The organism is Leifsonia sp. NPDC058292, from assembly GCF_042880955.1.
GTDB lineage: Bacteria > Actinomycetota > Actinomycetes > Actinomycetales > Microbacteriaceae > Leifsonia.
This window is the reverse complement of sequence record NZ_JBHVYL010000027.1, coordinates 15,880-41,845: the sequence shown is the minus strand read 5'-3', so window position 1 is coordinate 41,845 and position 25,966 is coordinate 15,880. Positions and strand designations below refer to the sequence as shown.

At 68.9% G+C, this 25,966-nt stretch carries 23 protein-coding genes; 13 read left to right on the top strand and 10 right to left on the bottom strand.

All coding sequences use genetic code 11. The features are described from left to right. Nucleotides 1-19 precede the first annotated feature (19 nt). On the bottom strand, nucleotides 20-1,585 hold the full coding sequence (gene hutH, locus ACFVWR_RS14220; RefSeq protein WP_387213191.1) for a histidine ammonia-lyase: 1,566 nt from the start codon (nucleotides 1,583-1,585) through the stop codon (nucleotides 20-22). Between the two features lie 141 nt (nucleotides 1,586-1,726). On the opposite strand from hutH, the gene ACFVWR_RS14215 reads away from it, so the two are divergent. Continuing rightward, nucleotides 1,727-2,485 (top strand): IclR family transcriptional regulator, encoded by a 759-nt coding sequence (locus ACFVWR_RS14215; RefSeq protein ID WP_387213188.1) that lies wholly within the window; start codon nucleotides 1,727-1,729, stop codon nucleotides 2,483-2,485. A 48-nt stretch (nucleotides 2,486-2,533) separates the two neighbouring features. Here the strand turns inward: ACFVWR_RS14215 and ACFVWR_RS14210 are convergent, their stop codons facing one another. The 4 genes from ACFVWR_RS14210 to ACFVWR_RS14195 all read right to left on the bottom strand — a co-directional run bounded on the left by ACFVWR_RS14210 (nucleotide 2,534) and on the right by ACFVWR_RS14195 (nucleotide 6,133). After that, a complete protein-coding gene (locus ACFVWR_RS14210; protein WP_387213185.1) occupies nucleotides 2,534-3,667 on the bottom strand; it encodes a S1C family serine protease in 1,134 nt (377 codons plus the stop codon). 142 nt (nucleotides 3,668-3,809) lie between these two features. Next, a complete protein-coding gene (locus ACFVWR_RS14205) occupies nucleotides 3,810-4,082 on the bottom strand; it encodes a DUF2277 domain-containing protein (RefSeq protein ID WP_387213182.1) in 273 nt (90 codons plus the stop codon). A gap of 45 nt (nucleotides 4,083-4,127) precedes the next feature. Further along, nucleotides 4,128-4,577 carry an SRPBCC family protein gene (locus ACFVWR_RS14200; RefSeq protein ID WP_387213179.1) on the bottom strand — a complete coding sequence of 150 codons (450 nt, stop codon included), beginning with the start codon at nucleotides 4,575-4,577 and terminating at the stop codon, nucleotides 4,128-4,130. A 2-nt stretch (nucleotides 4,578-4,579) separates the two neighbouring features. Continuing rightward, the gene (locus ACFVWR_RS14195) at nucleotides 4,580-6,133 is read right to left on the bottom strand and encodes a phytoene desaturase family protein (RefSeq protein ID WP_387213176.1); all 1,554 of its coding nucleotides are present in this window, start codon (nucleotides 6,131-6,133) and stop codon (nucleotides 4,580-4,582) included. A 292-nt stretch (nucleotides 6,134-6,425) separates the two neighbouring features. Here ACFVWR_RS14195 and ACFVWR_RS14190 point away from each other — a divergent pair, with 292 nt between their 5' ends. After that, entirely contained in the window at nucleotides 6,426-8,651 is a 2,226-nt protein-coding gene (locus ACFVWR_RS14190; RefSeq protein ID WP_387213173.1) for a DEAD/DEAH box helicase, read from the top strand. Between the two features lie 72 nt (nucleotides 8,652-8,723). On the opposite strand, the gene ACFVWR_RS14185 is transcribed toward ACFVWR_RS14190, so the two are convergent. The 4 genes from ACFVWR_RS14185 to ACFVWR_RS14170 form a co-directional block, all read right to left on the bottom strand. Continuing rightward, nucleotides 8,724-9,971, bottom strand: coding sequence for a hypothetical protein (locus tag ACFVWR_RS14185; RefSeq protein ID WP_387213170.1), 1,248 nt, complete (start codon nucleotides 9,969-9,971; stop codon nucleotides 8,724-8,726). After that, a complete protein-coding gene (locus ACFVWR_RS14180) occupies nucleotides 9,968-10,558 on the bottom strand; it encodes an RNA polymerase sigma factor (protein ID WP_387213167.1) in 591 nt (196 codons plus the stop codon). The genes ACFVWR_RS14185 and ACFVWR_RS14180 overlap by 4 nt, the downstream gene beginning before the upstream one ends. Before the next feature lie 58 nt (nucleotides 10,559-10,616). Then, entirely contained in the window at nucleotides 10,617-11,528 is a 912-nt protein-coding gene (locus tag ACFVWR_RS14175) for an aminoglycoside phosphotransferase family protein (RefSeq protein ID WP_387213164.1), read from the bottom strand. Between the two features lie 86 nt (nucleotides 11,529-11,614). Further along, the gene (locus ACFVWR_RS14170) at nucleotides 11,615-12,262 is read right to left on the bottom strand and encodes a TetR/AcrR family transcriptional regulator (RefSeq protein WP_387213161.1); all 648 of its coding nucleotides are present in this window, start codon (nucleotides 12,260-12,262) and stop codon (nucleotides 11,615-11,617) included. A gap of 152 nt (nucleotides 12,263-12,414) precedes the next feature. Here ACFVWR_RS14170 and ACFVWR_RS14165 point away from each other — a divergent pair, with 152 nt between their 5' ends. The 9 genes from ACFVWR_RS14165 to ACFVWR_RS14125 all read left to right on the top strand — a co-directional run bounded on the left by ACFVWR_RS14165 (nucleotide 12,415) and on the right by ACFVWR_RS14125 (nucleotide 22,400). Beyond that, the gene (locus ACFVWR_RS14165) at nucleotides 12,415-14,094 is read left to right on the top strand and encodes an ABC transporter substrate-binding protein (RefSeq protein ID WP_387213158.1); all 1,680 of its coding nucleotides are present in this window, start codon (nucleotides 12,415-12,417) and stop codon (nucleotides 14,092-14,094) included. Between the two features lie 86 nt (nucleotides 14,095-14,180). Beyond that, nucleotides 14,181-15,005, top strand: a complete 825-nt coding sequence (locus ACFVWR_RS14160; RefSeq protein WP_387213155.1) for an ABC transporter ATP-binding protein — start codon at nucleotides 14,181-14,183, stop codon at nucleotides 15,003-15,005. Then, entirely contained in the window at nucleotides 15,002-15,814 is an 813-nt protein-coding gene (locus ACFVWR_RS14155) for an ABC transporter ATP-binding protein (RefSeq protein ID WP_387213152.1), read from the top strand. The genes ACFVWR_RS14160 and ACFVWR_RS14155 overlap by 4 nt, the downstream gene beginning before the upstream one ends. 38 nt (nucleotides 15,815-15,852) lie before the next feature. Beyond that, nucleotides 15,853-16,875 (top strand): ABC transporter permease, encoded by a 1,023-nt coding sequence (locus tag ACFVWR_RS14150; protein ID WP_387213212.1) that lies wholly within the window; start codon nucleotides 15,853-15,855, stop codon nucleotides 16,873-16,875. A 2-nt stretch (nucleotides 16,876-16,877) separates the two neighbouring features. Further along, nucleotides 16,878-17,975, top strand: a complete 1,098-nt coding sequence (locus ACFVWR_RS14145) for an ABC transporter permease (protein ID WP_387213149.1) — start codon at nucleotides 16,878-16,880, stop codon at nucleotides 17,973-17,975. Then, nucleotides 17,972-20,260: a glycoside hydrolase family 3 N-terminal domain-containing protein gene (locus tag ACFVWR_RS14140; protein ID WP_387213146.1), complete on the top strand. Its 2,289-nt coding sequence runs from the start codon at nucleotides 17,972-17,974 to the stop codon at nucleotides 20,258-20,260. Before ACFVWR_RS14145 ends, ACFVWR_RS14140 begins: the two co-directional genes overlap by 4 nt. Nucleotides 20,261-20,293: 33 nt before the next feature. Continuing rightward, complete coding sequence (locus ACFVWR_RS14135; protein WP_387213143.1) at nucleotides 20,294-20,734, top strand: MerR family transcriptional regulator; 441 nt, start codon at nucleotides 20,294-20,296, stop codon at nucleotides 20,732-20,734. Then, on the top strand, nucleotides 20,731-21,690 hold the full coding sequence (locus tag ACFVWR_RS14130) for an NAD-dependent epimerase/dehydratase family protein (RefSeq protein ID WP_387213140.1): 960 nt from the start codon (nucleotides 20,731-20,733) through the stop codon (nucleotides 21,688-21,690). Before ACFVWR_RS14135 ends, ACFVWR_RS14130 begins: the two co-directional genes overlap by 4 nt. 254 nt (nucleotides 21,691-21,944) lie before the next feature. After that, the gene (locus ACFVWR_RS14125; protein WP_387213137.1) at nucleotides 21,945-22,400 is read left to right on the top strand and encodes a hypothetical protein; all 456 of its coding nucleotides are present in this window, start codon (nucleotides 21,945-21,947) and stop codon (nucleotides 22,398-22,400) included. A gap of 56 nt (nucleotides 22,401-22,456) precedes the next feature. Here the strand turns inward: ACFVWR_RS14125 and ACFVWR_RS14120 are convergent, their stop codons facing one another. After that, the gene (locus tag ACFVWR_RS14120) at nucleotides 22,457-22,996 is read right to left on the bottom strand and encodes an AAA family ATPase (protein WP_387213134.1); all 540 of its coding nucleotides are present in this window, start codon (nucleotides 22,994-22,996) and stop codon (nucleotides 22,457-22,459) included. 208 nt (nucleotides 22,997-23,204) lie between these two features. Between ACFVWR_RS14120 and ACFVWR_RS14115 the strand changes: the two genes are divergently transcribed. Further along, the gene (locus ACFVWR_RS14115) at nucleotides 23,205-24,587 is read left to right on the top strand and encodes a pyridoxal phosphate-dependent decarboxylase family protein (protein ID WP_387213131.1); all 1,383 of its coding nucleotides are present in this window, start codon (nucleotides 23,205-23,207) and stop codon (nucleotides 24,585-24,587) included. An 18-nt stretch (nucleotides 24,588-24,605) separates the two neighbouring features. Next, nucleotides 24,606-25,952 (top strand): M20/M25/M40 family metallo-hydrolase, encoded by a 1,347-nt coding sequence (locus ACFVWR_RS14110; protein ID WP_387213128.1) that lies wholly within the window; start codon nucleotides 24,606-24,608, stop codon nucleotides 25,950-25,952. Nucleotides 25,953-25,966 lie beyond the last annotated feature (14 nt).

The window sequence follows — 25,966 nt, the reverse complement described above, 5'->3', positions numbered from 1 at the left end:
CTCCTTCGAGGTCGTGCGTTCAGTTGAGGGGGCCGGTGACCGACTCGGCGGCGGCGAGGACGCGGCCCGAGTGCACGAGCGCGACCACGGCCTCGATCTCGGGCGAGAGGTAGCGGTCGGGCCCCGGTCCCTCGGCGACCGTGCGCACCTCGGCGATGACCGCACCGGTCGCCGCGCCGGGATGCAACGGCGCCCGCAGGTCGGCGGCGCGAGCGGCGGTCATCACCTCGATCGCGAGCACCCGGCCGAGTCCGTCGATCGCGCGGCGCAGTTTGCGCGCGGCGGCCCAGCCCATCGAGACGTGGTCCTCCTGCATCGCCGACGAGGGGATCGAGTCGACGGATGCGGGAGCGGCCAGGCGCTTCAGTTCCGACACGATGCCCGCGGCGGTGTACTGCGCGATCATAAGCCCGGAGTCGACGCCGACCTCGTGCGCGAGGAAGGGCGTGAGCCCCTGGTTTCGCGCCGGGTCGAGAAAACGGTCGGTGCGGCGTTCTGACATGCTCGCCACATCCGCGATCACGATCGCCAGGAAGTCGAGAACGTAGGCGACGGGCGCGCCGTGGAAGTTGCCGTTCGACTCGACCCGTCCATCGAGAGTGAGCACCGGGTTGTCGACGGCGGACGCGAGCTCGCGGTCGGCGACGAGGGTCGCATGGTCGAGCGTGTCGCGCGCCGCTCCGTGCACCTGCGGGGCGCAGCGCAACGAGTACGCATCCTGCACCCGGGTGCATTCCGGGCCTTTGTGGCTGGCGACCAGCGGGGAGCCGTCGAGCAGGTGACGGATGTTCGCGGCCGAGAGTGACTGGCCGTGCTGCGGGCGCAGGCGGTGCAGGTCGGCGGCGAACACCGCATCCGTGCCGAGCAAGGACTCCACGCTCATGGCCGCCGACACGTCGGCTGTGCGGAGCAGCGCGGTGAGGTCGTGCAGCGCGAGGCAGAGCATGCCGAGCATCCCGTCGGTGCCGTTGATGAGGGCGAGGCCCTCCTTCTCGGCGAGCACGACCGGACGGATGCCGGCCGCCGCCAGCGCCTCTCCCGCGTCGGTGAGCGTGCCCGGCTCGTCGGCCGCACCACCGACCCGCACCTGTCCTTCGCCCATGGCCGCGAGTGCACAGTGGGCGAGCGGCGCGAGGTCGCCGGAGCAGCCGAGCGAACCGTACTCGCGCACGACCGGGGTGATGCCGGCGTTCAGGATCGCCGCATAGGTCTCGACGGTCACCCGGCGCGCGCCCGTGCGCGCGGTCATCAGCGTGGACAGGCGCAGCAGCATCAGCGCCCGCACCACCTCGCGCTCGACCTCGGGGCCGGAACCCGCGGCGTGCGAGCGCACCAGGCTCGCCTGCAGCTGTGCCCGGCGGTCACCGGGGATGAAGGTCGTCGCCAGTGCGCCGAAGCCGGTCGAGATGCCGTAGTGCGGTTCGACGTCGTCGGCAAGAGCCTCGACGATCGCGCGAGACGATTCGACGGCCGCGAGCGACTCGGCGTCGAGCTCGATGCCGGCGCCGTGACGGGCGACCGCGACCACTTCGGCGATCGTGAGCGGCCGTGCGCCGACGACGACGCTGTTCTTCGTGAGGAGCATGACCTCATCCCACACGCTCCGGCGCTCGCGGTGGGCACGTCTAAACTGATCCCCGTCCGGTATCCCAGACGGGCGACAGTGACACCGACAGTGACACCGACAGCGGCGGCGCCGGCGACGGCGAGAGCAGAGGAGGGACGGATGAGCAAGGTTCCGGCGGCAGACAACACGCTGCGCATCCTCGGGCATCTGGCCGCACAACGCGGACCGGTGCCCGCGGCCTCGATCGCAACGGCTCTCGGACTGCCGAGATCCACCGTCTACCACCTGCTCGCGGTGCTGCTCGAACACGGTTTCGTGCTGCACTTCCCGGAGGCGAAACGGTACGGGCTCGGGGTCGCCTCCTACGAGCTGAGTTCGGCGTTCTCCCGGCAGGAGCCGCTGAGCCGGCTGGGGCGGCCCATCCTCGCCGGGCTGGTCGACGCCATCGGCGAGTCGGGCCACGTCGCCGTGCTCCACGGCCGCGACGTCGTCTACATCGCCGAGGAGCGTGCGCCGCGGCGGCCCCGCCTGGTGACGGATGTCGGGGTGCGGCTCCCCAGTCACCTGACGGCCAGCGGGCGGGCACTGCTCGCCACGCTTCCCGCCGGCCAGCTTCGCGCGCTGTATCCGGATGCTGACGCGTTCGAAGACCGCACCGGCGCGGGGCCGCACTCCTACGCTGAGCTCAAACGCGTCGTCGCCGAAGCGCGTGAGGCCGGATTCGCCACGGAGGACGGCGAGGTGACCCCGGGGTTCGCCTCGGTCGCGGTCTCGGTGCGCGACCATGCGGGGTGGCCGGCTGCGGGGATCGCGATCACATTCCCGAGAGAGAATGTTCCCTGCGACCAGTGGGCTGCGCTCGCCGGGCGGGTGCGCGAGGCGGCCGCCGAACTGTCGCGCCGCATCCGCGGCACCTGACGCCGACGCCGCCGCCGACGCCGCGCGCGGTCACGATCGCGGGTGGGGTCAGGGAGCGGCCAGGGTGACCTCGGTCGTGTGCCGGCGGCCGCCGCGCAAGAAGTCCACGGTGACCTTGTCGCCCGGCTCGCTCGTGAGCTGGATGGCCGTGAGCACGTCGACGCTCGACGCGGCGCGCCCGTTCAGCCCGGTCACCACATCCCCGGGCCGGATGCCCGCCTTCGCCGCTGGGCCTCCCGGCTCGACGGAGTACACGTACAGGCCGTCGGCGATGCCGTAGCGCGCGGAGACCGCGTGCGGGATCGGCACGAGGTCGACACCGGCCGTGGGATACGCGACCTCTCCGGTCTCGATCAGCTGGTGGGCGATCGGCACGGCGAGCGACTGCGGCACGGCGAAGCCGATGCCGACGCTGCCCGTGCTGCGCTGTCCGTCGCTGCCGGGCACCGTGGCGATCGCCGTGTTGATGCCGACCAGGCGTCCGCGGCAGTCGACGAGGGCGCCTCCCGAGTTGCCGGGGTTGATGGACGCGTCGGTCTGGATGGCGCCGACCAGGATGGCGTTGCGGTCGTCGTCGCTGGGAACGGGAACCGTGCGCCCGAGCGCACTGACGATGCCGGCGGTGACGGTGCTCGACAGCCCGAGGGGAGCGCCGAGGGCGACCACCGGCTGGCCGACCACGAGCGAGCCCGAGTCGCCCTCGTCGATCACCGGGAGCGCATCCTCGCTGTGCACCTTGATCACCGCGAGGTCTGTCTTCGGGTCGCGCCCGACGAGCTCGGCGCGCTCCTCGTCGCCGTCGCTGAACCGCACGGAGAGTTGGCCGCCCGACGCCGCGGGGGCGATGACATGGTTGTTTGTGAGGATGTAGCCGTCGGCCGTGATGATCTCGCCGCTGCCGTTGCTGCTGCCGCCCGGCCCGGTGACGGTGATCGTGACGATGGTGGGCAACACCCTGTCGGCGACGGATGCGGCATCGCACGACCCGCTCGACGCCCCGCCGAGCACCACGGTCGCGACCGACCCCGCGATGAAGCCGCCCGCGATCAGTGTGAGCGCCACCGCCGTGGTGAGCCCGGCGATCAGCCAGCCGCGCCCGGTGCTTCGGCCGCTTGCGGTGGCAGTGCCGGTGTCTGTGCTCGCGCTCGGATTGTCGTCGGTGCTCCGCGGTCCATCGGTCATCTCTGCCCCTCACGCCGTGCTTGCGGTCAGGCTACCGGCCCAGCCATCGGCGGCGCTAGAGCCCCATCCGTGAGCGCCGACCTGCCACTCGATGCAGGACTCCCGGGCGAGTTCTTGCACATCCTGGCACCTCGACGCCGGGCTAGGCGGCGGCGAAGCGGCGGGCGGAGCGCTCTTTGGCTTTCGCGGCCTCGACCTCGCGGTCTTTGGGCGGCGCGGTGGTCACGAGGTCGTCGAGGAGGTGCTGGGTGAGGTGCGCGATCTCGGCGACCGCGCGGTCGAACGCTTCGGCGTTCGCCTTCGAAGGCTTCGTCGTTCCGCTGATCTTGCGCACGTACTGCAGCGCTGCGGCGTGCACCTCGTCAGAGGAGGCGGCGGGCTCGAAATTGTGAAGGGTGTGGATGTTCCGGCACATGCGACGAGGGTACGCCTGAGCCCGTCTCACCGCGAGCCATCTCTGCTACGAGGCCTCCTGCTCCGCCCGGCCTCGTGCGACCCACTCCAGTCGCCGCAGGGTCTCGGTGTTCCGGATGTGCAGGGCCGCGTCGACCAGCGGCCGCGGCACGAACCGCAACGGGCCCGCCGACGGATACTCCTCCATCCGCACGACGCAGCCGTCGGCCCGACGCTTCACCTCGATGATGACGCGTTCGCGGCCGACCGGGCGGGTCTTGGCTTCCAGAACGACGCGGCGGGGCGCATCCCATTCGAGCACCACCGTCTCATCGTTGAGCACGAGCGGCCAGACGCCGATCGAGTGATGGAGCCTGCAGCCCGGAGTGGGCCAGTTCTGGTCGGCGGCGCGCAGACGGGAGGCGCCGACCACCCAGGTGGGGTAGACCCACGGATCGGCGAGCACGGCGAAGACCTGCTCGGGGCTGCAACGGAGGGCGCGAACGGTGACAGACACGGCTACTGCTCCGGCAATCCGTCGGGGCGCAGTCCTTCGGAGTATGCGCCTGCAGCGGCGGCTCCGAGGGCGCCCGGCGGCACCGGCTGCGAACCGGTCCGCGGCTCGGGGGCGAGCGAGGGCATCCGGGTGACGCCGAACTCGTGACGCAGCGCGCTGCGGGCGGCGTAGTAGCCCGGGAGTCCGTGCACGCCCGGCCCCGGCGCCGCGGCGGCGGAGGCGAGGTAGAGGCCGCGGCCGGGCATCCGCCACGGCTCGCTCGAGATCACGGGCCGCGCGATCAGCTGGCCGAAGGTCGGGGCGCCGGCGGAGATGTCGCCGCCGACGTAGTTGGGGTTGTACTGCTGCATCTCCACGGCCGTGCGGGATGCGGTGGCCAGGATGACGTCGCGGAACCCGGGGGCGAACCGTTCGACCTGGCGGATGATCGCCTCCGTCTGATCGATCGTCGACCCTTTCGGAACATGGGTGTACGCCCAGAGCACGTGCTTGCCGGCCGGCGCACGCGTCGCGTCGAACAGCGACGGCTGCGTGACCAGCACGTATGGGTTGTCGCTGTGGCGACCGGCGGCGACCTCCCGTTCCGACCGCGCGATCTCGGCCCGGCTGCCGCCGAGGTGCACGGTCGCTGTCTCCGTCAGCTCGCGGTTCGCCCAGGGCACCGGGCCGGAGAGGGCGAAATCGACCTTGCAGACGCCGTTGCCGGTGCGGAAGCGGCTGATGCGGCGCAGATACTGCGGTGACAGGCGGTCTTCGCCCAGCCTGGCGGCGGCTTCTGCGCCGGTATCGAACAGGATGGCGCGACTCGACGGGAGTTCGCCCAGGCTGGTGACCTCGGCGCCCGTCACCACCTCGCCACCGTGGGCGACCAGATCGTCGACGAGAGCGTTCGCGATCGACTGGCTGCCGCCCACCGGCACGGGCCAGCCGCCTGCGTGCGCGTACGTCGCGAGCGTGAGTCCCGCGGCGGCGCCGGCGAGGCTCGGAAGGGGAAGGGTCGAGTGGGCGAAGACTCCCGTGAGAAGGGCGCCGGCGACGTCGCCGCTGAAGGGCGCATCCCACCACCGTCCGCCCTGCGCCAGCATCGCGGCGCCGAAGCGGGCGGCGGCGAACGGATGCCGGGGAACCTGGAGAACCTCGGAGCCGGTGAACTGGGCGATCTCGTCGACACGCTCGACGAGCGGCCCGAGCAACCGGCGCCAGGCCGGCCCGTCGCTGCCGAGCGCCTCGACCGTGCGATCGAGGTCGCGGTAGGCGATGCCGGCGCGGCCCCTGTCGAGGGGATGCCCGTACGAGGCGGTCGGGACGACGAACGGGATGCGGTCGGCCAACCCGAACCGGCGGAAGAAGCCTGAGGCGAAGGCAAGCGGATGCACGGCCGAGCAGACGTCGTGAACGAAACCTTCCCGGGTGAGCGGCTCGGTGCGCATCCCGCCGCCGGTGGTCGCGTTGCGCTCGTAGACCCGCACCGCCAGTCCCGCGCGGGCAAGTGTGACGGCGGCGGCGAGGCCGTTCGGGCCGGAGCCGATGACGATCGCGTCTGGGTCGGTGCTCATTCCTCCCTTATACCCCTTGCGCCCGAGCTCGCCACCCCGGTGGAGCGGTCTGGAAAGTCTCCGACCGTTTTCAGCTTCGATCCTGTATCGTAGGTGGGTCGGCTCTTGACACCGCGCTTTTCTGTGCGGATGGGTTTGTAAGTCAGGTGGGCCGGTTTCGTCGCCATACAGGCGGGCGAATGATCACTGTATGTGAACGGCCCCGGCCAAAGACTGCCCGGGTTCTCCCAGACCATGACATCACGTGTCATGTGCTGTGCCATGCACACGAGAACAACCCAGGAAAACACTCATGCCAGGATTCAAGAAGCAGCACGGCGCCCCCGGTGCCCGCAAGGGCGCACCCAAGTCGGGCAGCCGCAGCCCCGGTCACCGCGGATACCGCGCGGAAGAGACCGACGCACCCAAGAAGCAGCGCTGGACCACCGAAGACCGTGCCGCCCGTCAGGGCTACGGTTCGCGTGACGGTGCCGCCACCGGTGCCAGCTCTGGCCGCAAGGAGCGCCCGAACTGGGAGCCCCGCGGCAAGGAAGCCCGCTCGTGGGAGTCGCGCGGCGAGCGCGGAGCAGCCCGCACCGGCGAGCGTCCCGCTCGTGGTGAGCGTCCCGCCTACGGTGACCGCCCGGCTCGTGGTGAGCGCCCCTCCTACGGTGACCGCCCGGCTCGTGGCGAGCGCCCGTCGTATGGTGACCGCCCCGCCCGCACCTTCGACAACGACCGCCCGCGTCGTTCCTTCGACGACCGTGGCGAGCGTCCGGCTCGTGGCGAGCGTCCCGCGTACAACGACCGCCCCGCCCGTGGCGAGCGTCCGTCGTATGGTGACCGCCCGGCCCGCTCTGAGCGTCCCGCGTACAACGACCGTCCGGCTCGTGGCGAGCGTCCCGCTTACAACGACCGCCCCGCCCGTGGCGAGCGTCCGTCGTATGGTGACCGTCCGGCGCGCACTGAGCGTCCCGCGTATGGTGACCGCCCGGCCCGCACCGAGCGTCCCGCGTACAACGACCGCCCGGCGCGCACCGAGCGTCCCGCGTACAACGACCGCCCGGCGCGCACCGAGCGTCCCGCGTACAACGACCGCCCGGCGCGCACCTTCGACAACGATCGCCCGCGTCGCACGTCCGACGACCGCGGGGGCGACCGCGCTCCCCGTCGCGACTTCGGCTCCGACCGTCCGCGTCGGTCGTTCGACGACCGCGCCGAGCGCGCACCGCGTCGCGACAACGACTCGAAGTTCTATCCGAACCGCGACGACAAGCCTGCGCACTTCACTCCCGACGCGGATGTGGTGCTCGAGCGCCTCGAGGCCGACGCCATCCAGGCGACCGATGTGGAGGGTGTGAGCTTCGGCGACCTCGGCATCGGCGGCAACATCGAGCGCGCCCTCGCCGAGCTGGGCGCCGCGAGCCCGTTCCCGATCCAGGCCGCGACCATCCCGGATGTGCTCGCCGGCAAAGACGTGCTCGGCCGTGGCCGCACCGGTTCCGGCAAGACGATCGCGTTCGGCGCACCCCTCGTCGAGCGTCTGATGACCCTCTGGACCGAGTCGGGCAAGTCCGGCGGAAAGCGTCAGATGGGCCGCAAGCCGCGCGCCCTCATCCTGGCCCCCACCCGTGAGCTCGCTCTGCAGATCGACCGCACCGTGCAGCCCATCGCCCGCAGCGTCGGCCTGTTCACCACGCAGATCTACGGCGGCGTGCCCCAGGCGCGCCAGGTCGGAGCGCTGCAGCGCGGCGTCGACATCGTGATCGGCACCCCCGGGCGCATCGAAGACCTCATCGATCAGGGACGCCTCGACCTCAGCGAGGTCGTCATCACCGTTCTCGACGAGGCCGACCACATGTGCGACCTCGGGTTCCTCGAGCCGGTGCAGCGCATTCTGCGCGAGACCGCCGACGGCGGCCAGAAACTGCTGTTCTCGGCGACCCTCGACAAGGGTGTCGCCCAGCTCGTCGAGGAGTTCCTCCCCGAGCCGAGCGTGCACGAGGTCGCCGGTGAAGACCAGGCGTCGTCGACGATCGACCACCGCGTGCTCGTGATCGAGCACCGCGACAAGGCCGCGATCATCGAACAGCTCGCCGACCGCGAGGGCAAGACACTCGTCTTCGCCCGCACCCGCGCGTTCGCCGAGATGCTCGCCGACCAGCTGGACGACGCCGGCATCCCCGCCGTCAGCCTGCACGGCGACCTCAACCAGTCGCGCCGCACGCGCAACCTCGGTCAGCTCACGAGCGGCCGGGTCAACGTGCTGGTGGCGACGGATGTGGCCGCCCGCGGCATCCACGTCGACGACATCGGTCTGGTCATCCAGGCCGACGCTCCGGACGAGTACAAGACCTACCTGCACCGCTCGGGCCGCACCGGCCGCGCCGGCAAGCAGGGCACGGTCGTCACGCTCATCCCGCGCCAGCGTCAGCGCCGTATGACCGAGCTGCTTGGCCGCGCCGAGATCGAGGCCGACTTCGTGTCGGCGATCCCGGGCGACCAGCTGATCACCGACCTCGCGCAGGCCGGAGCCTAAGCACCACCCACCGAGTCGCGCCGAATTGTTCTTTCCAGACCTTGGGAACAACGATTCGGCGCGACTCGCTCGTTAACCGGATTGGTGGCGGGCGATCAGGGATTCGGCGGCGGCGATCAGCTTGTCGCGGTGGTCGGGGGTGACGGTGGCGTCGCCCGAGAGGCGCATCCACGCGTTGTCCGTCAGCACGTCGAGCGTGCAGTAGGTGTTGTCGGCGGGGCACGAGAACGTCGCGCTCTCGGCGCCTGCGACCGTCACGGACGTTCCTCTGCGCGCCACGGCCTGGCGGTAGCCCCAGCCGCCGCCCGGCGTCACATCGACCCCCAGGGTGCGGATGATCCCGGGCTCGATCGGCAGCGCATCCGCGACCCTGAACTGGCAGCTCAGGGTGCCGTCGAGGGCGGCGTCGATCGGGTTGCCGCTGGGATCCACCTCGTAGGCGCCGGTGATCCATTTCGAGCCCAGAATGTCTGTGATCGGCGAGTCTGTTCGCAGTGAGGTGTAGCAGTCGGCTCGGGGATCCCACGACGACGCAGGGGCGGGCCAGACGGGAAGAGGGTCCGGCGACTGCGCGAGCGACGACACGAAGGCGTCGGAACCGCGCGTGACCAGATCGCGGACCGCGGTGGCGTCGGCGGCCTGGGCGCTCAGGAACAGCCAGTACGAACCGCTCACGAGCGAGACGTTGCACTGCCCATCGCTCGGGCAGCTCAGCGCTGCTGCGTCGCCCGCATCGACTGCCGTCGCGCCGGCCGTGAGACGCTGGGCGACATCGACCGAACCGGCTTGCGCGTCGGCGGCCGCCGTGACTGAGACGAGCCCACCCGAGGGCGACGAGTAGTAGCAGCTCAGGATGCCCGCCTGGCGGAGGCCGGCCTCGACGGGCAGGTAGATTCCCGCCGGGTCGGGCACGTCGGTCATGTATTCGTGAGTGACAGCGTCGGGCAGGATCGCGCTGATCACCGCCCGCACCCCCAGCGTCTCGCAATCGACCGGGATGCGCGAGACGGGGTTGTCCGGATCGTCGTTGGGCGCCGGTGCCGCGGTGGAGGTCGGCGTCGGGGTCGGTGTCGGAGTGGACGTCGGCGCCGGTGTCGGCGACACGCTCGTGGGCGCCGGAGCCGGCGGCTGGAACAAAGAGTGCCCGCTGAGCGCCCAGGCCGCGCCGCCGGAAGCGACGACGACGGCGCCGACGACGAGGGAGACGACGAGCGCCACCCGCTTGGTGCGCGCCGCCGGAACGCGGTCGTCGACGGTCTTCATCAGCATGGCCTTGATCGCCGCGCTGCGCGCTGCGTCGAATGTCGGCTGTGCGGTCATCGTGCACCTCCCAGCGCGTTTTCGGAGGCGGGTGCCTCCGGCATGTTCTCGGCGAGCCTTCGTTTCGCCCGGGACAGGCGCGATTTCACCGTTCCGGTCGGAACGCCGAGGGCTGCGGCCGCCTGCAGCAGCGTCAGTTCCTCGATCACACAGAGCGTGATGACCGCTTGGTCGTTCAGAGAGAGCCGAGCGAACCCGGCGCGGGCCGCCGCCTCCCTGTCGGTGCGGTCGAGGCGGTCGTCGACATCCGGTGCGAAATCGGGTGACGACGCTGCCGCCGGAACCAGCGACATCGCCGCCCGGTGGCGCCGCAGCGAGCGCGCGGTGTTCTTCGCGACGAAGTTCGTCGTCACGAGCAGCCACGGCAGGATCGACCCTTCGACGACGCGCACGGACTCGCGCTTGCGCCACGCCTCCAAAAACACGAGCGCCGTCACGTCTTCCGCGTCATGCGGCGAGCGGGTGAGGCGGAGCGCCTGCCCGAAGATGCGGTCGCGATACGTCTCGAACAGCTCGCCGAACGCGGCGGAGTCCCCCCGGGTGGCGCGTCGCCACAGCGAGGGTTCGTCGTCCATCGGTTGTCCCATATCCCCTACTGTCCGCATCCCCGCAAAAGGTTCCACTTCCCGAGACCTGGCCCGAGACTCAGCCGGGGGTGGTGGGTCTGCCGGGCATGGCGGCCAGCTGGGCGAGGGCATGGCGGCCGAGGGATGCCATGCGGGGGTTGTCGTCGGAGTGGGCGGCGAGCGCGCTTCCCATCGCGACGGCCCAGCCGGCGGCGCGCCTCCAAGTGGCGTCGTCGGTGGGGGAGAGATCGTCGAGCCGTCGGCGGAAGCGGGTGCGGGCGTCCGGGTCGAACGTGAGCCACGCCGTCGCGAGGTCGGTGGCCGGGTCGCCGGCGGTCACGTCACCGAAGTCGATCACGGCGGCGAGCCGGGAGCGGTCGGGCGTCAGCACCAGGTTCCCCGGGTGCAGGTCGCCGTGCAGCCAGATCGGCGGCCCCTCCCACACGGGCGCGTCGAGTGCATCCCGCCACGTCGCGGTGAGGTGGCCGACTTCCATCCGCGTCGACAGGTGCCGCAGCCGTTCCTGCACCGCGGCGTCCCTCGTCGCCAGAGGCACGCCGCGCACCGGGTTGGCCGGGAAGTCCCCGCTCGCCGGTTCGTGCAGGGCTGCGACGAACGCCGCCAACGGCAGGGCGATGGATGCGCGCTCCGCCGCGGTCAGGTCCGCCCCGTCGATCCCGTCGACCCACGGAACGATGCTCCACGCGAACGGGAAAAGCTCCGAGGGCACGCCGTTACGCACGGGAGCGGGGATGGTGACCCCGACACGGGCCGCGAACGCGGGCAGCACCTGCTGCTCGTGCTCGATCAGGTGTGCGGCGACATCACGGCGAGGGATGCGCACCGCGTACGCGTCGCCGAGCCGGTAGATCAGGTTGTCCCAGCCGTCGGAGACGAGCGTGAGCGGCCCAGCGAGGTCGGGGTGCTGCGCCGCGATCAGTGTCGCGACGAGGTCGGCGTCGCTGGCGATGTCGGCTTCCGGGGTGTGCACCGCTCGACGCTACCGCAGATCGGGTTCAGCCCTGGCGGAACGTGCGCGCGAGCAGGAAGAGCAGGCTGAGCAGCGCACGGGAGCGCTCACGGCGCACGGACGTACGACGACACAGGAGGTCCGGGATGCAGGACGCCGTTCACGATCGCCTCGATGGCGAACTCGCTGGCCTTCGCGAGGTCGATCGCCGTCGGGTCGAGCAGCCATTGCAATTGCAGTCCGTCCATGACCGCGAGGATGGACGCGGCCGCTTTGTCGATCGTGTCGGGGTCGGTCACGTTCTCCTGCGAGCACAGCTCACGGAAGGCGGCGTCGATCTCGAGGCGGAGCGTGTGGTAGCGCTCGAAGAAGTAGGACTTCGCGGGGTGGTCGTCCGTCACGGACTCGGATGAGAGCACGGTGTAGACCTGCACGATGCCCGGCCGCTGGGCGTTGCGCAGCGCGGTGTCGACAAGGTGCGCGAACAGTGCGGGACCGCCGGGGATGCGCTGATCGGCCAGGTGTGCGACGTCGTCTTGGTCACGGAACTCGAGCACCTCGAGGAGCAGGTTCTGCTTGCTGCCGAAGTGGTGCAGCACACCGGCGTGGGTCATCCCGACCTGCTCGGCGATGTCGGCGAGGGTGCCGTTGGCCGACCCCTTCGTGCCGAAGGTCTCGATCGCCGCTCGAAGGATGCGCTTTCGCTTGCGCTCGGTCTCCGGGCGCGGACTGGTGCTGCCGCCCGTCGTGACCATCCGTGCCGTCCTCTGTCTCGTGGTGCTTGCGGGCGAGCTTACCACTCAGTAACCTCGGACCAACTTGCTTTCTGACCAGTAAGCAAGTTATCGTCAGCCGACATCCCGCACCAAGTGGGCACAACGAATGTGCCCGTCATGAAGGAGAAGCAATGAGGCTTAGGAAAACCTTGATCACGGCATCCGCGATCATGGCCATCGGCGCACTGGCGCTCACGGGCTGCTCGTCGAACGGCTCGTCCGGAGCGAGCGGCTCGAGCGGAGGCTCGCTCACCGTCGCGAAGCCGGACGGCGCCGCCGTTCTGGCGACTCAGATCAACAACCCGTTCATCACCACCGGCTCCGGCATGTCGCTCGGCTACGACCGGATGATCTACGAGCCCCTCGCGATCGTCAACCCGGTCGGCAAGAACGAGACCACCCCGTGGCTCGCCTCGAAGGTCGAGTGGAACTCCGACTACACGCAGCTGACGGTAACCCCGCGGGCGAACGTGAAGTGGAGCGACGGCAAGCCCTTCACCGCAGACGACATCATCTTCACGTACAACCTCATCAAGAGCACCCCCGCTCTCGACCTGGGCGGCCTCAAGCTGACCGAGGTCAAGAAAGACGGGGGCGACGTCGTGCTGAGCTTCAGCGAGTCGAAGTTCGTCAAGCAGGGCGACGTGTTGCAGGTCGGCATCGTCCCCGAGCACCAGTGGAAGACCATCGCAGACCCCACGAAGGATGCGGTCAAGGATGCCATCGGCACCGGCCCGTACACGGTCAAGACCTTCTCGTCGCAGGGCGTCGTGCTGAAAGCCCGCACCGACTACTGGGGCGGCAAGGTCCCGGTGGGCGAGCTCAAATATCTCGAATACAACGACAACACCGGCCTCCTCCGTGCTCTGCAGAGTGGCGAGACGGACTGGGCGCAGATCTTCATCACGGACTACCAGAAGAACTATGTCGACAAGGACCCGAAGCACAACGTGTTCTGGGGCGCCAACGTCCTGAGCCCCGACATGATCCTCGTCAACAACACCAAGGCTCCGTTCAACGACGTGGCTTTCCGCAAGGCCGTCAACATGGTCATCGACCGCAAGGCGCACGCCGAGAAGGCACGCAGCAACGCCGGCCCAGAGCTGACCAACGTAACGGGCATCCCGCAGCCGACCGGTGACCAGTACATCGCCGCCGAGTACAAGGACCAGACGTTCAAGATCGACGTCGACGGCGCCAAGAAGGTGCTGACCGACGCCGGGTACACCTGGAAGAGCGGTGCGCTGATCGACCCGTCGGGCAACCCGGTCTCGTTCACGCTGTCTGACCCGCAGGGATGGAACGACTACGTCACGGGCATCCAGCTCGTCGCGACGCAGATCAAGAACACGCTCGGCGCCGACGCGAAGGTCGCCACTCCCGACGCCGACACCTGGACCGCGAACGTTGCCTCGGGCAACTTCGACGCTGTGCTGCACTGGACCGGCTCCGGCTCGAACCCGTGGCACATCTACGACGACGTCATGAACGGTGCATACCTCGAGCAGGCAGCAGACGGCAAGGTCGCGGACAACTTCGGTCGGTACAACAACCCTGAGGCGACGGCGCTGCTCAAGGAGTACGCACAGGCCTCCGAGGACTCCGCGCGCACCGCTGCGCTGAACAAGCTGCAGAAGATCTTCGTGGAGGACGTCCCGGCGATCCCGATCGGAACGCACCCGCAGCTCGCCGAGTACAACACCCGCAAGTTCATGGGGTGGCCGAGCGAGAGCAACCAGTACGCGACTGCTGACCCGACTCAGCCGTCGGCTGTCCAGGTGCTCATGAAGCTGAAGCCGGCAAGCAAGTAAGCACCCTGCGCGTCCGGGGTGGACGAGGGCATTCGAGCCTGCGTTCACCCCGGATCGTCCGCGGTCAGCGTGAAAGCGACATCCCTATGACAGACTCCCTTCTTTCCGTGCGCGATTTTTCGGTCGTGTACGACGTCGACCCGCCCGTCGAGGCGGTCAAGCACGTCACCATCGACATCAAACGCGGTGAAATCGTCGGCCTCGCCGGTGAGAGCGGGTGTGGGAAGACCACCCTCGCCTACGGCGTGCAGCGACTCCTCAAGCCCCCGGCCGTCATCAGCAGCGGCAGCGTCGTCTTCCACGATGAAGGCGGCGACGACATCGACATCAACTCCCTCGACGCGGAGGAGATGCGCCGCTTCCGCTGGAACAAGGTCTCCATGGTCTTCCAAGGAGCCATGAACGCCCTCAACCCTGTCGCCACCATCGGCTCGCAGCTCGAGGATGTGTTCCGGGTGCACCGCCCAGGGATGGGCAGGGCGCAGCGGCGTGCGGAGGCCGGCGAGCTTCTCGAGATCGTGAAGGTGGGCGCGCAGCGCTTGCGCTCCTTCCCGCACGAGCTTTCCGGCGGTATGCGTCAGCGCGTCATGATCGCCATGGCCCTCGCGCTTCGCCCGCAGTTGATGGTGATGGACGAGCCGACGACCGCACTCGACGTGCTCGTGCAGCGCGAGATCCTCAAGCAGATCTCCCAGCTCCGCCACGACTTCGGCTTCTCCGTCGTTTTCATCACCCATGACCTGCCGCTATTGCTGGAGATCAGCGACCGCATCGCGATCATGCGTGAAGGGGAGATCGTCGAGCTCGCCGACGCAGAGCAGGTCTGGACGAACCCTCAGCACGAGTACACGCGCAAGCTGCTTCGATCGTTCCCACGCCTCACGGGCGAGAGAGGAGTGGTCGTCCGATGACCACGCTCGACTTCAAGAACGTCACCAAGATCTACAACGTGCGCGGAGCAGGACAGCTCAAGGCGCTCGACGACGTCAGCTTCACCCTCGGTCCTGGCCAGACCATCGGCCTGGTCGGCCAGTCCGGCAGCGGCAAGTCGACGATCGCGAAAATCCTCACCCAGCTCGAGACGCCCACCAGCGGAGTAGTGCTGCTGGACGGCACCCCCGTCCCCCGGTCGGGCAAGCGGCTGCGGAAGTACCGCCAGCAACTTCGGATGGTCTTCCAGGACCCGTTCGCCTCGCTGAACCCGTCCCACTCGATCCGCCACCACATCGAGCGTCCGCTGCGACTGGACAACGTCGTCCCGCGCTCGGAGGTCGACGACGAGGTGCGCAGACTGCTGCAGCGCGTGCGACTGGATGCGGATGCGGTGATCGACCGGCGTCCGCACGAGCTCTCCGGCGGTCAGCGTCAGCGCGTGGCCATCGCCCGCGCGCTAGCATCCCGCCCTGCATTGCTGGTCGCCGACGAGCCTGTGTCGATGCTCGACGTGTCGATCCGCCTCGGCGTCCTCAATCTGCTCGCAGAGCTGCAGAGCCAGGAAGGGCTCGGCGTCCTTTACATCACCCACGATCTGGCGACGGCCAGGCACTTCAGCGACGAGATCATCGTGCTCAATCAGGGCAGGATCGTCGAGCACGGAACGGCGGACGATGTCATCCTCCGTCCGAAAGACCCGTACACGCGCGAGCTTCGCGCAGCGTCCCCCGACCCGGAGAAGCACTTCGGATCGCTTGCCGCAAAGACGTCAGGAGGTGCGCTGTGAGCGCCGAGGCTCCCGTTGATCCCACGCTCGTCGGCACGATGGCGACCAGGGCGGAGCGTCGCGGCGTCCGTGTCCCGTGGCGTTTCATCGGCGGACGGGTCGCCTTCTACGCGTTCACGCTGTGGGCCGCCATCACCATCAACTTCTTCCTGCCCCGCATGATGAAGGGCGACGCCGTCTCGTCGTACATGGCGCGCAGCCAGGGCCAGTTGACCCCGGATGCGGAGAAGGCGCTCAGGGCCATGTTCGGCCTGGACACGTCCGTGCCGCTCTGGCAGCAGTACCTCGACTACTGGAACATGTTGTTCCACGGCAATCTGGGCGTCTCCATCTCCACGGGCATGGCGCCTGTGGGCGACGCGATCGCCTCCGCCCTGCCGTGGACGCTGGGGCTGGTCGGCTTCGCGACGGTGATATCGTTCCTGATCGGGACGAGCCTGGGCGCGGTGATCGGCTGGAAGCGCGGCGGACGACTGGATGTGTTCGTTCCGGTGACGACGTTCCTCGGCACGGTGCCGTATTTCTGGGTCGGGCTGATCCTGATCGCTGTGTTCTCATCGACGCTCGGCTGGTTCCCCGCCGGTCACGCATACGAGTTGGGAGTCGAGCCGGGCTGGAACGCGGACTTCATCGGCCAGGTGATCTCCCACGCGGCTCTCCCGATGATCACCATCGTGATCGTCTCGCTCGGTGGCTGGGTGCTCGGAATGCGCAACATGATGCTGACTGTGCTCGACGAGGACTACATCACCGTCGCGCAGGCGAAGGGTATGCCGAACCGTCGCGTGCTCTGGCGCTACGCCGCTCGTAACGCGGTGCTCCCGCAGATCCAGAGCTTCGCGCTCGCCATCGGTTTCATCGTCAGCGGCACGATCGTGATGGAGATGGTGTTCTCCTATCCCGGCATCGGGCTGCTGCTGCTCAACGCCACAAACGCCAAGGACTACGCACTGATGCAGGGCATCTTCCTCGTCCTGGTTCTGGCAGTGCTGGTGGCGAACATCGTCGCGGACATCGCCTACGCCATCCTCGACCCACGCACCCGTCAGACGGAGGCTTGATCATGACAACCCCCGCTCAAGAATCGCAGACAGCCGCGCAGGACTCGCAGTCGCTCGCGCAGCCCGCCGGCGTCGGCGCCCCGGAGACCCTCGCGGTCGCGGTCGCCGAAAGGCGGGGACCGACGAAGGCGACATTCTGGTCGCAGTTGAAGGCCTCTCTCGCGATGTTCAGCAACCCCAAGTCTGCAGCCGGCCTGATCATCATGGGTGTGTTCGTGCTCGTGGCGATCTTCGCTCCGTGGATCGCCCCGTACGATCCGAACGCGCAGAACCTGAACGAGACCCTTCAGCCGCCGTCGTTCGAGCACATCCTCGGCACGACCCACATCGGCCAGGATGTGTTCAGTCAGCTCGTGTTCGGAACGCGCGGTGTGCTCGTCGTCGGGTTCCTGGCGACGATCATGGCCACCGCGGTCGCGATCATCGTCGGCGTGACCGCGGGCTATCTGCGCGGCTGGAAGAGCGAGACGCTGTCTGCCCTGTCGAACGTGTTCCTGGTCATCCCCGGACTGCCGCTGATGATCATCGTCGCGTCGCAGTTCGACGACCCGCCGCTGTGGCTCATCGCCGCAGTGCTGGGTCTGACCGGCTGGGCCTGGGGTGCACGCGTGCTGCGCGCGCAGACGATGTCGCTGCGCAACCGCGACTTCATCCAAGCAGCGCGGGCGAACGGCGAACCGCTGCACCGCGTCATCCTGGTGGAGATGCTGCCGAACCTCCTGGCGATCATCGCGTCGAGCTTCGTCGGCACCATGACGGCCGCGGTGCTCGGACTGACCACCCTCGCGTTCATCGGTGTCATTCCGGTGTCGAACCTGAACTGGGGAACCATCCTGTTCTGGGCGCAGCAGAACAATGCGTTCCCGGAGTACTGGTGGTGGTACGTGCCGGCCGGTCTGTGCATCGCACTGCTCGGCGTGGCTCTGTCGCTGATCAACTTCGGCATCGACGAATACGTCAACCCTCGTCTGCGCTCGGCCGGAGAGCGCGCCCGTGCGATGAAGCGCAAGGGCATCAACATCAACAACGCCGTCACTCAGGTGCGCACGGATCCGCCCGCCGCCTCGGCCGAACGAGCACGGGAAGTCAAGACCGAATGACCTCAACACTGCCATCAGCATCCCCGGTTCTGACATCGGGAACCCTTCCTTACCAGGACCCGTCGCTGACGACAGCCGAACGTGTCGCTGATCTCCTCGCACGCATGACCGTGGAGGAGAAGGTCGGGCAGATGTTGCAGCTCGACGCACGCGACGACCTGCGCGACCACATCCTGCGACGCCACGTCGGCTCCATCCTGCACACCTCGCCCGAGCGGATTCTGGAGGCGAACAGGCTCACGGCCGAGACCCGTCTGCGCATCCCTCTTCTCGTCGGGGAGGACTGCATCCACGGGCACTCGTTCTGGCCGGGCGCCACGATCTACCCCACCCAGCTCGGCATGGCCGCGTCGTGGGATGCCGACCTGGTCGCACGGGTAGCCCGCGCAACCGCAGAAGAGGTCGCAGTCACCGGTGTGCATTGGACCTTCTCCCCTGTGCTGTGCATCGCCAGGGACCTCCGCTGGGGACGGATCAGCGAGACGTTCGGCGAAGACCCCTTCCTCATCGGCGAGCTGGCGAGCGCCATGGTGCGCGGCTACCAGGGAGACGGGCTCGACGATCCGACGGCGATCCTTGCGACCGCGAAGCATTTCGCCGGATACTCGGAGACGCAGGGTGGCCGCGACGCGAGCGAGGCCGACATCTCCAGACGCAAGCTGAGGAGCTGGTTCCTGCCGCCCTTCGAGCGCGTGGCGCGCGAGGGCTGCCGCACCTTCATGCTCGGCTACCAGAGCACGGACGGTGTGCCGATCACGGTGAACGACTGGCTGCTCAGCGAGGTGCTGCGCGGCGAGTGGGGATACACAGGAACGCTCATCACCGACTGGGACAACGTGGGCCGCATGGTCTGGGAGCAGAAGCTGCAACCCGACTACGCGCACGCCGCCGCGGCCGCGGTGAACGCCGGGAACGACATGGTCATGACCACGCCGATGTTCTACGAGGGTGCCCTGGAGGCCGTCGAGAAGGGGATGCTCGCCGACGATGCCTTCGACGCAGCGGTCGCGCGCATCCTGACGTTGAAGTTCGACCTCGGACTATTCGAGAACCCCCGCCTTCCCTCAGCAGAACTCGACGCCGTGGTCGGGAGCGCGGCGCACGCCGAGCTGAACCTCGAGATCGCGCGGCGTTCGATCGTGCTGCTGGAGAACGACGGGACGCTGCCGCTCGCTGCCGAGACGCTCAGGGTCGCGCTCGTCGGCCCCCTCGCCGACGACGCGCAGAGCCAGCTCGGAGACTGGGCCGGCGGGTCAGGACAGGCGGGCTGGCTGGACGGCCAGCCGCGCGAGATGATCACCACCGCGCTCGATGGTCTGCGCGCGATCGACGACTGGAGCGTCCAGCACGCCAGGGGCGCCGAGATACTCACGCTCGAGGACGACCCCCGAGGAAAGACGTTCCAGGACGGACAGCCGCGGCCCGCCGTCGTCGTGCCTGTCGCGCCTGACTCCGCGCTGATCGCCGAGGCCGTCGCGGCCGCAGAGGAGTCCGACGTGGTGGTGGCCGTGGTCGGCGACAGGATCGAACTCGTCGGCGAGGGGCGTTCCACCGCGACACTCGAACTGATCGGCGGCCAGATCGCTCTGCTCGACGCGATGATCGCGACAGGGAAACCCGTTGTCGTGGTGCTGGTCGCCTCGAAGCCGCTCGTCTTGCCGCCGTCGGTCGCGAACGCCGCCGCTGTGATCTGGGCAGCGAACCCTGGGATGTTGGGTGGGCAGGCGCTCGCCGAGATCCTCGCCGGTCGCATCGAGCCCTCCGGCCGCCTGCCGATCTCGTTCGCGCGGCATGTGGGCCAGCAGCCGACGTACTACAACCAGATCCGCGGGCAGCACGGCGAGCGCTACGCCGACCTCACCCAGGAGTCCGCTTGGGCGTTCGGCCATGGGCTGTCGTACACGACGGTGGAGTACGCCGACCTGGCGCTCACGCGCACCGAGCTCGGCGCGCACGACGACATCGTCGCCGAGGTCACCGTGAGGAACACCGGCGCGCGCCATGTCCGGGAGACGGTCCAGGTTTACGTGCGAGACATCGTCACGAGCGTGAGCTGGACAGACAAGGAACTGAAGGCATACCGCCAGCTCGAGCTCGCCCCCGGCGAGACGGCGCGAGTGCGCATCGAGCTCCCCGTTCAGGAGTGCTCGATCGTGGACACCGCGGGCGTCCGCCGCGTGGAAGAGGGCGATTTCGAACTGCTTGTCGGTCCCTCCTCGCGGGAGGAGGCGCTGCTCGCGGCCCGGTTCGAGGTCGTCGCGACCGACGCGGTTGGTCGCGTTTGACTTCAAGCGCTTGAGGTCTGTTTGGATACCCGCATGACCACGTTGACCATTCAGGACATGTCGCGGCGCAGCCGGCTCAGCGAGCCGACGCTGCGCTACTACGAGGAGGTCGGGCTGATCGGTCCGATCCCGAGAGACCCGAGCAGCGGACACCGCCGTTACCGGGAGGAAGACCTCGACACCCTGCAGGCGCTCGCCTGCCTGCGGGCTATGGGAGTCGGGATCGAGGACATGCGCACGTACCAGGCGAACCGCGCGATCGGGCGTGCGGCCGCGGGGGAGCAGCGCGACCTGCTCGCCCGACATGCTCGCCGCATCGAGCGCGAGATCGAGACGCTGCACGTGCACCTGCGTTACCTCGATGCGAAAGCGGCGCTCTGGGATGCCCGCGATCGGGCCGACGCGACAGACGAGGCGTCCGCCGCCGAGCGGGTGCAGCTCATGCTCGCCGACCTCGAGGCGGTGCTGTCGTGACCCGCGTGCTGGTGACCGGCGCCTCGGGCTACCTGGGCACCCGGCTCGTCGCCGATTTGCTCCGAAGCGGCACAGAGGTGCGCGCGACCGTGCGCACACCGGAGAGGGAGGCCGTGCTGCGTGAGGCCCTTCGCCGGGCCGATGCTGACGGTGCGGGCCTCGAGATCGCGTTCGCGAGCCTGACCGAGGACGCCGGATGGGCGGCCGCGGCCGACGGGATGGACGGCGTTTACCACCTCGCCTCGCCGATGATCCAGTCGACGAGCCCCGACGAGATCGTCGTGCCCGCCCGCGACGGAGCGCTCCGCGTGCTCCGAGCAGCCCGCGATGCCGGGGTGCCCCGGGTGGTGCTGACCTCATCGTTCGCGGCGGTCGGCTATTCGCCGAAACCGGTGCGCGACTACACGGAAGACGACTGGACCGACCCCGACACCCCTGGCCTTGCTCCGTACCCGCTCTCCAAGGCGGTCGCCGAGCGGGCAGCCTGGGACTTCATCGGTTCGGCCGGTGGCGGTACCGAACTCGTCGTCGTCAACCCGACGTGGATCGCCGGGCCGACACTGACGGTCGACTCCCGCTCCTCCCTCCAGCTGTTCGCCGCGATGTTCACCGGCGCGATGCCAGTCGTTCCTCGGCAGCGATTCGGCATCGCCGACGTGCGGGATGTGGCCGACCTGCACGTCTCGGCGATGACCGTCCCTGAAGCGGCCGGCAAGCGATACCTCGCGCTCGCCGATGGGCCGACCACGACGTTCCTCGGCGTGGCCCAGGTGCTCAGGGCGCACTTCGGTGACCTCGCGCAGAAGGTCCCCACCGCCGAGGCGCCGGGCGATGAGCTCCCCGCGCTCGTGATCCACAACGATCGCGCGAAACGCGAACTGGGCTTCCGGCCGCGCCCCGCTGAGCAGACGATCGTCGAAACCGCGCAAAGCCTGCTCGACCTCGGGCTCATCTGAGGGGCGTCGAAGATCATTGTGACCGAAACGTGAGCATTTTGACCCCCATCCTGGGGTCCGCACTTAGGGGGACATCGGGTTATGCTCGACCCACGCCGAAAGCTTCCCGAAAGGCTTTTGGAGCATCGTCCCGGCCCTACCGGGATGGTTTACCCGTTTCGTCTGTGCGACGACGCGTGGGGGGTGTTGGGGTTTCAGCGGCATTCGTCTCGTGTTTCGTAACGCCGGCGCCTTATGGAAAGTACCCGACTTCCATGTTACGAAGCATTGACCCGATCATTTCCGCATCCCTTCTGGCCGCTGTCCACAGCGTGAAAGCCGGCGGGTGGATCGCAATCACCTCCCGCACCCTGCCTGCCGGGCGCCCCAGCGTCGACTCGTCGATCACCGTCGAACAGCTCGCACCCGCACTGTTCCCGGTGCTTCCCGTGAGCTCGGTCACCGACACCCCCCTGCTGGCCTGGCTCGCCGAGCCCGGCGCAGAGGAGAGCCTTGACGCGTTCTTCACCGTTCAGGGCTCCGCTCGCGACGCCGAACGCCGCACGATCGAGATGGCCGAGCTCTCCGACCTGCCCTCGCACGCCTGGGACAACGTCGACACGGTCATCACGGTCGAGTCGGACGTCGACTTCGCGTTCTTCGTCTGCGTCGGCGGCGAATCGCACGATGTCGCCGCCCTCCTCACCGACCGCATCCGCATCGCCGCCTAGCCCCACCCCGCCCCCTACTGCAATCGAGTACGGGAAGAACGCTCTCAAAACGTCTGTTAGAGAGCACTCTTCCCGTACTCGATTGCTTTGGACAGGATGAGGCGGGCTAGAGCGGCGGGGGGTGTGTTCGTGGTGTCGAGGGTGGGGCCGGGGATGCGGGCTGCGTCGATCACGGCATCCAGCTCGCCGAAGCGCGCGCGGTGCCAGGCGAGACCGGCCGCATCGTCGTCGTGGCGCCGGATGAGTCGCCGCTCGGCCTCCTCGGTGTCGACGGTGAGTCGCACGACGGTGAGCACGGCGTCTCCGAGCGCGGAGCGATAGTCGGCGACGGCATCGAGCGTCTCGATGACTCCGGCGAGCACGAGCACGCGCGCGCCGGCGGCGATGTAGTTCGCGGCCATCGGGCGCAGGTTGAGCAGCTCCAGCCGGCTGTTGAACGGATCGTCGCTGGGCGCCGGCCAGGCTCGCCGAAGGTCGTCGAGATCGATGACGGCGTTCGGAACGCGCTCGGCCGCCAGCAGGTCGCCGATCGCGCGGGCGACGGTGGACTTGCCGACGCCGACCGTTCCGTTCAGGAAGACAGCGATGACGGGCATGCCGACAACTCAACCACATCCGGGGGCTGCAGCCCGATCCGTCGTCGCGTCGCAAATGCTCCTTTCGAGCGTGCGGTGCATCAGAATCGCAATAAACGTGCGCCGAACGCGCAAGCAGAGGCGGGGATGTGCGCTCGGCGTTGCCGGTGTGAGAGTCTGTCGTGGCCCGGAGCACGGGCCGCTTCACCAGAGACGAAGAAGGAACCCGATGGACACGACGCCCAGCTCACGACGGATGCACGAGGTCTCGGAGGAGACCATCGGACTGGTCGACCTCGTTCTCGACTACTCGCGGCGCCGCATCCTGAGCAGCGACACTCCGCTCGACGGCCCCCTCGCCGAGGCCGAGCTGAATCGCTTGGCGGGGCGCACGATCGTCGAAGACGGCATCGGCGCCGTGCGCGCTCTCGACCTGTTCGAGAACGTGCTCGCGCCCGCCTGCATCACCACCGACCATCCGCAATACCTCTCGTTCATCCCCACCGCTCCGACGAAGGCGGCGACCGCGTTCGACCTCGTCGTCTCGGCCAGCGCCGTCTACGGCGGCTCGTGGCTCGAAGGCTCGGGCGCCGTGTTCGCCGAGAATCAGGTGCTCGCCTGGCTTGCGAGCGAGTTCGGACTGCCGGCGACCGCCGGCGGAGTGTTCGTGCAGGGTGGAACGCTCGGCAACCTGTCTGCGCTCGTCGCGGCCCGCGACCACGCCCGTGCGCGCCTCGAACTGGTCGGCGCCGAGCAGCCGGCCCGCTGGCGCGTGGTCTGCAGTGCCGAGGCCCACTCGTCGATCGCCTCCGCCGCCCGGGTGATGGACATCGAGGTCGTGCCCGTGGCGCCCGACGCGAGCGGGATGCTGACCGGCGCGAACGTGCGGCCCGCGCTGGAGGAGCACGGCGCCTCCGTGTTCGCCGTGGTGGCCACCGCAGGGTCGACCAACTTCGGGATCGTCGACGATGTCGCATCCGTCGCCGCCTTGAAGAGCGAGTTCGGCTTCTGGCTGCATGTCGACGGCGCCTACGGGCTGGCCGGGATGCTCTCGCCGGCCGCGCGACACCGATTCGCCGGAGTGGAGCACGCGGATTCGGTGATCGTCGACCCGCACAAGTGGCTGTTCGCGCCGTTCGACGCTTGCGCCCTCATCTACCGCGATCCCGAGGCCGGGCGTCGCGCGCACACCCAGCACGCCGAATACCTGGACACGCTCACCGACACGGCCGAATGGAGCCCGTCGGACTACGCCGCGCATCTCACCCGCCGGGCACGGGGACTCCCGCTCTGGTTCTCCCTCGCGACGTACGGAGCGGCGGCGTATCGGGATGCGGTGACCGCATCCCTCGACCTCGCTCAGCGCATCGCGCGGGAGATCGAGTCGCGCGAGGGGTTCCGGCTGGTGCGTGAGCCGCAGCTCTCCGTCGTCGTGTTCGAACGGGACAGCTGGTCCCGCGCTGAGTACGCCGACTGGTCGGCGCGCTTGCTGGCCGAGCAGCGCGCCTTCGTGACGCCCAGCTCGCACGCGGGGCGGCCGAACACGCGCTTCGCCATTCTGAACCCGATGACCACGTTCGAGCAGTTGACGGGCATCCTCGACACCATGTGAGCCAGCTAGAGTGCTCGCATGGTTGACGTCGTCGTGCGCCCGGGTGTCGCGGAGCGGCTCTCGCGGATGATCCAGCTGCCGACGGTGTCGGCCGAACTGAGCGAACGCGGTCTCGGCCCGTTCCACGCGTTCCGTGATCTGCTGGACGAGCTCTATCCGGCCATCGCCGAGACGCTCGAGTTCGTGCAGGTCGGCGAGCTGGGGCTCCTGTACCGGTGGCGTGGTCGGGTGGCGAGCGAGCCGATCGTGCTGATGGCGCACTACGACGTGGTGCCGGCCGTCGAAGGGCACGGCTGGACTCATCCGCCGTTCGAGGGCCGCGTCGACGCCGGGGTCGTGCACGGCCGGGGCGCGCTCGACGACAAAGGCCCGCTCATCGTGATCGTCGAGGCGGTGGAGAACCTGCTCACGGCCGGGTTCGTTCCCGAACGCGACGTGTACCTCTCGTTCGGCGGGGATGAGGAGACCGACGGAACAGCAGCGCAGGCCATCGTCGCGTGGCTGGCCGAGAACGGTGTCGAGCCGACGCTCGTGATCGACGAGGGCGGCGCGGTGGTCGACTCGCCGCTGCCTTTCGTGAAGGTGTCTGCGGCGATGGTCGGTCTCGGCGAGAAAGGCATCGCCACGGTGCGGCTCACGACGTCGTCGGCGGGCGGACACGCGTCGGCTCCTCCCAAGACGACCGCGACGACGCGGTTGGCGAAGGCGCTCACCCGACTGGAGCCGAACCCGTTTCCGAAGAAGACGCCGGTGGCCATCCGGGAGATGCTGCGGAGCTTCCTCCCGCACACCTCCGGCGTCTCAAGGGTGCTCCTCAGGGTGCTCGTCGCCGCGCCCTGGCTCACGGCACGGGTGTTCGCGCGCATGGGCGGGGAGCCGGCGGCGCTCGTGCAGACGACCGTGGCCGCAACGATGCTCGACGCCGGCACCGCTGCGAACGTGCTCGCACCGACCGCGCACGCGACGCTGAACCTCCGCATCGCGACCGGTCAGACCGTCGACAGCACGCTGGCTCAGCTGCGCCGGGCGATCCGCGACCGCGACGTCGCCATCGAGCTGGTCTCGGGAAGCGATCCGTCGCCCGAGTCCCCGGCGGACGGGGCGGCATTCGAAGCCCTCTCGGCCGCCGTCGCGGCGGCGTTTCCCGAGTCGGTGACCGCCCCCTACCTGATGATGCAGGCGACGGATTCGCGGTTCATCCACCGAACCGTCGCCTCGGTCTTCCGATTCGCACCCCTGCGGATGTCGGCGGCGCAACGCGGCTCCATCCACGGTCTCGACGAGCAGGTGCACATCGAGAGCCTGCATCGCGGCGAGGAGTTCCACCGGGCACTGATCACCGGGATGCGGCCGCCGGGGGATTGAATTCGGGCGAGCGC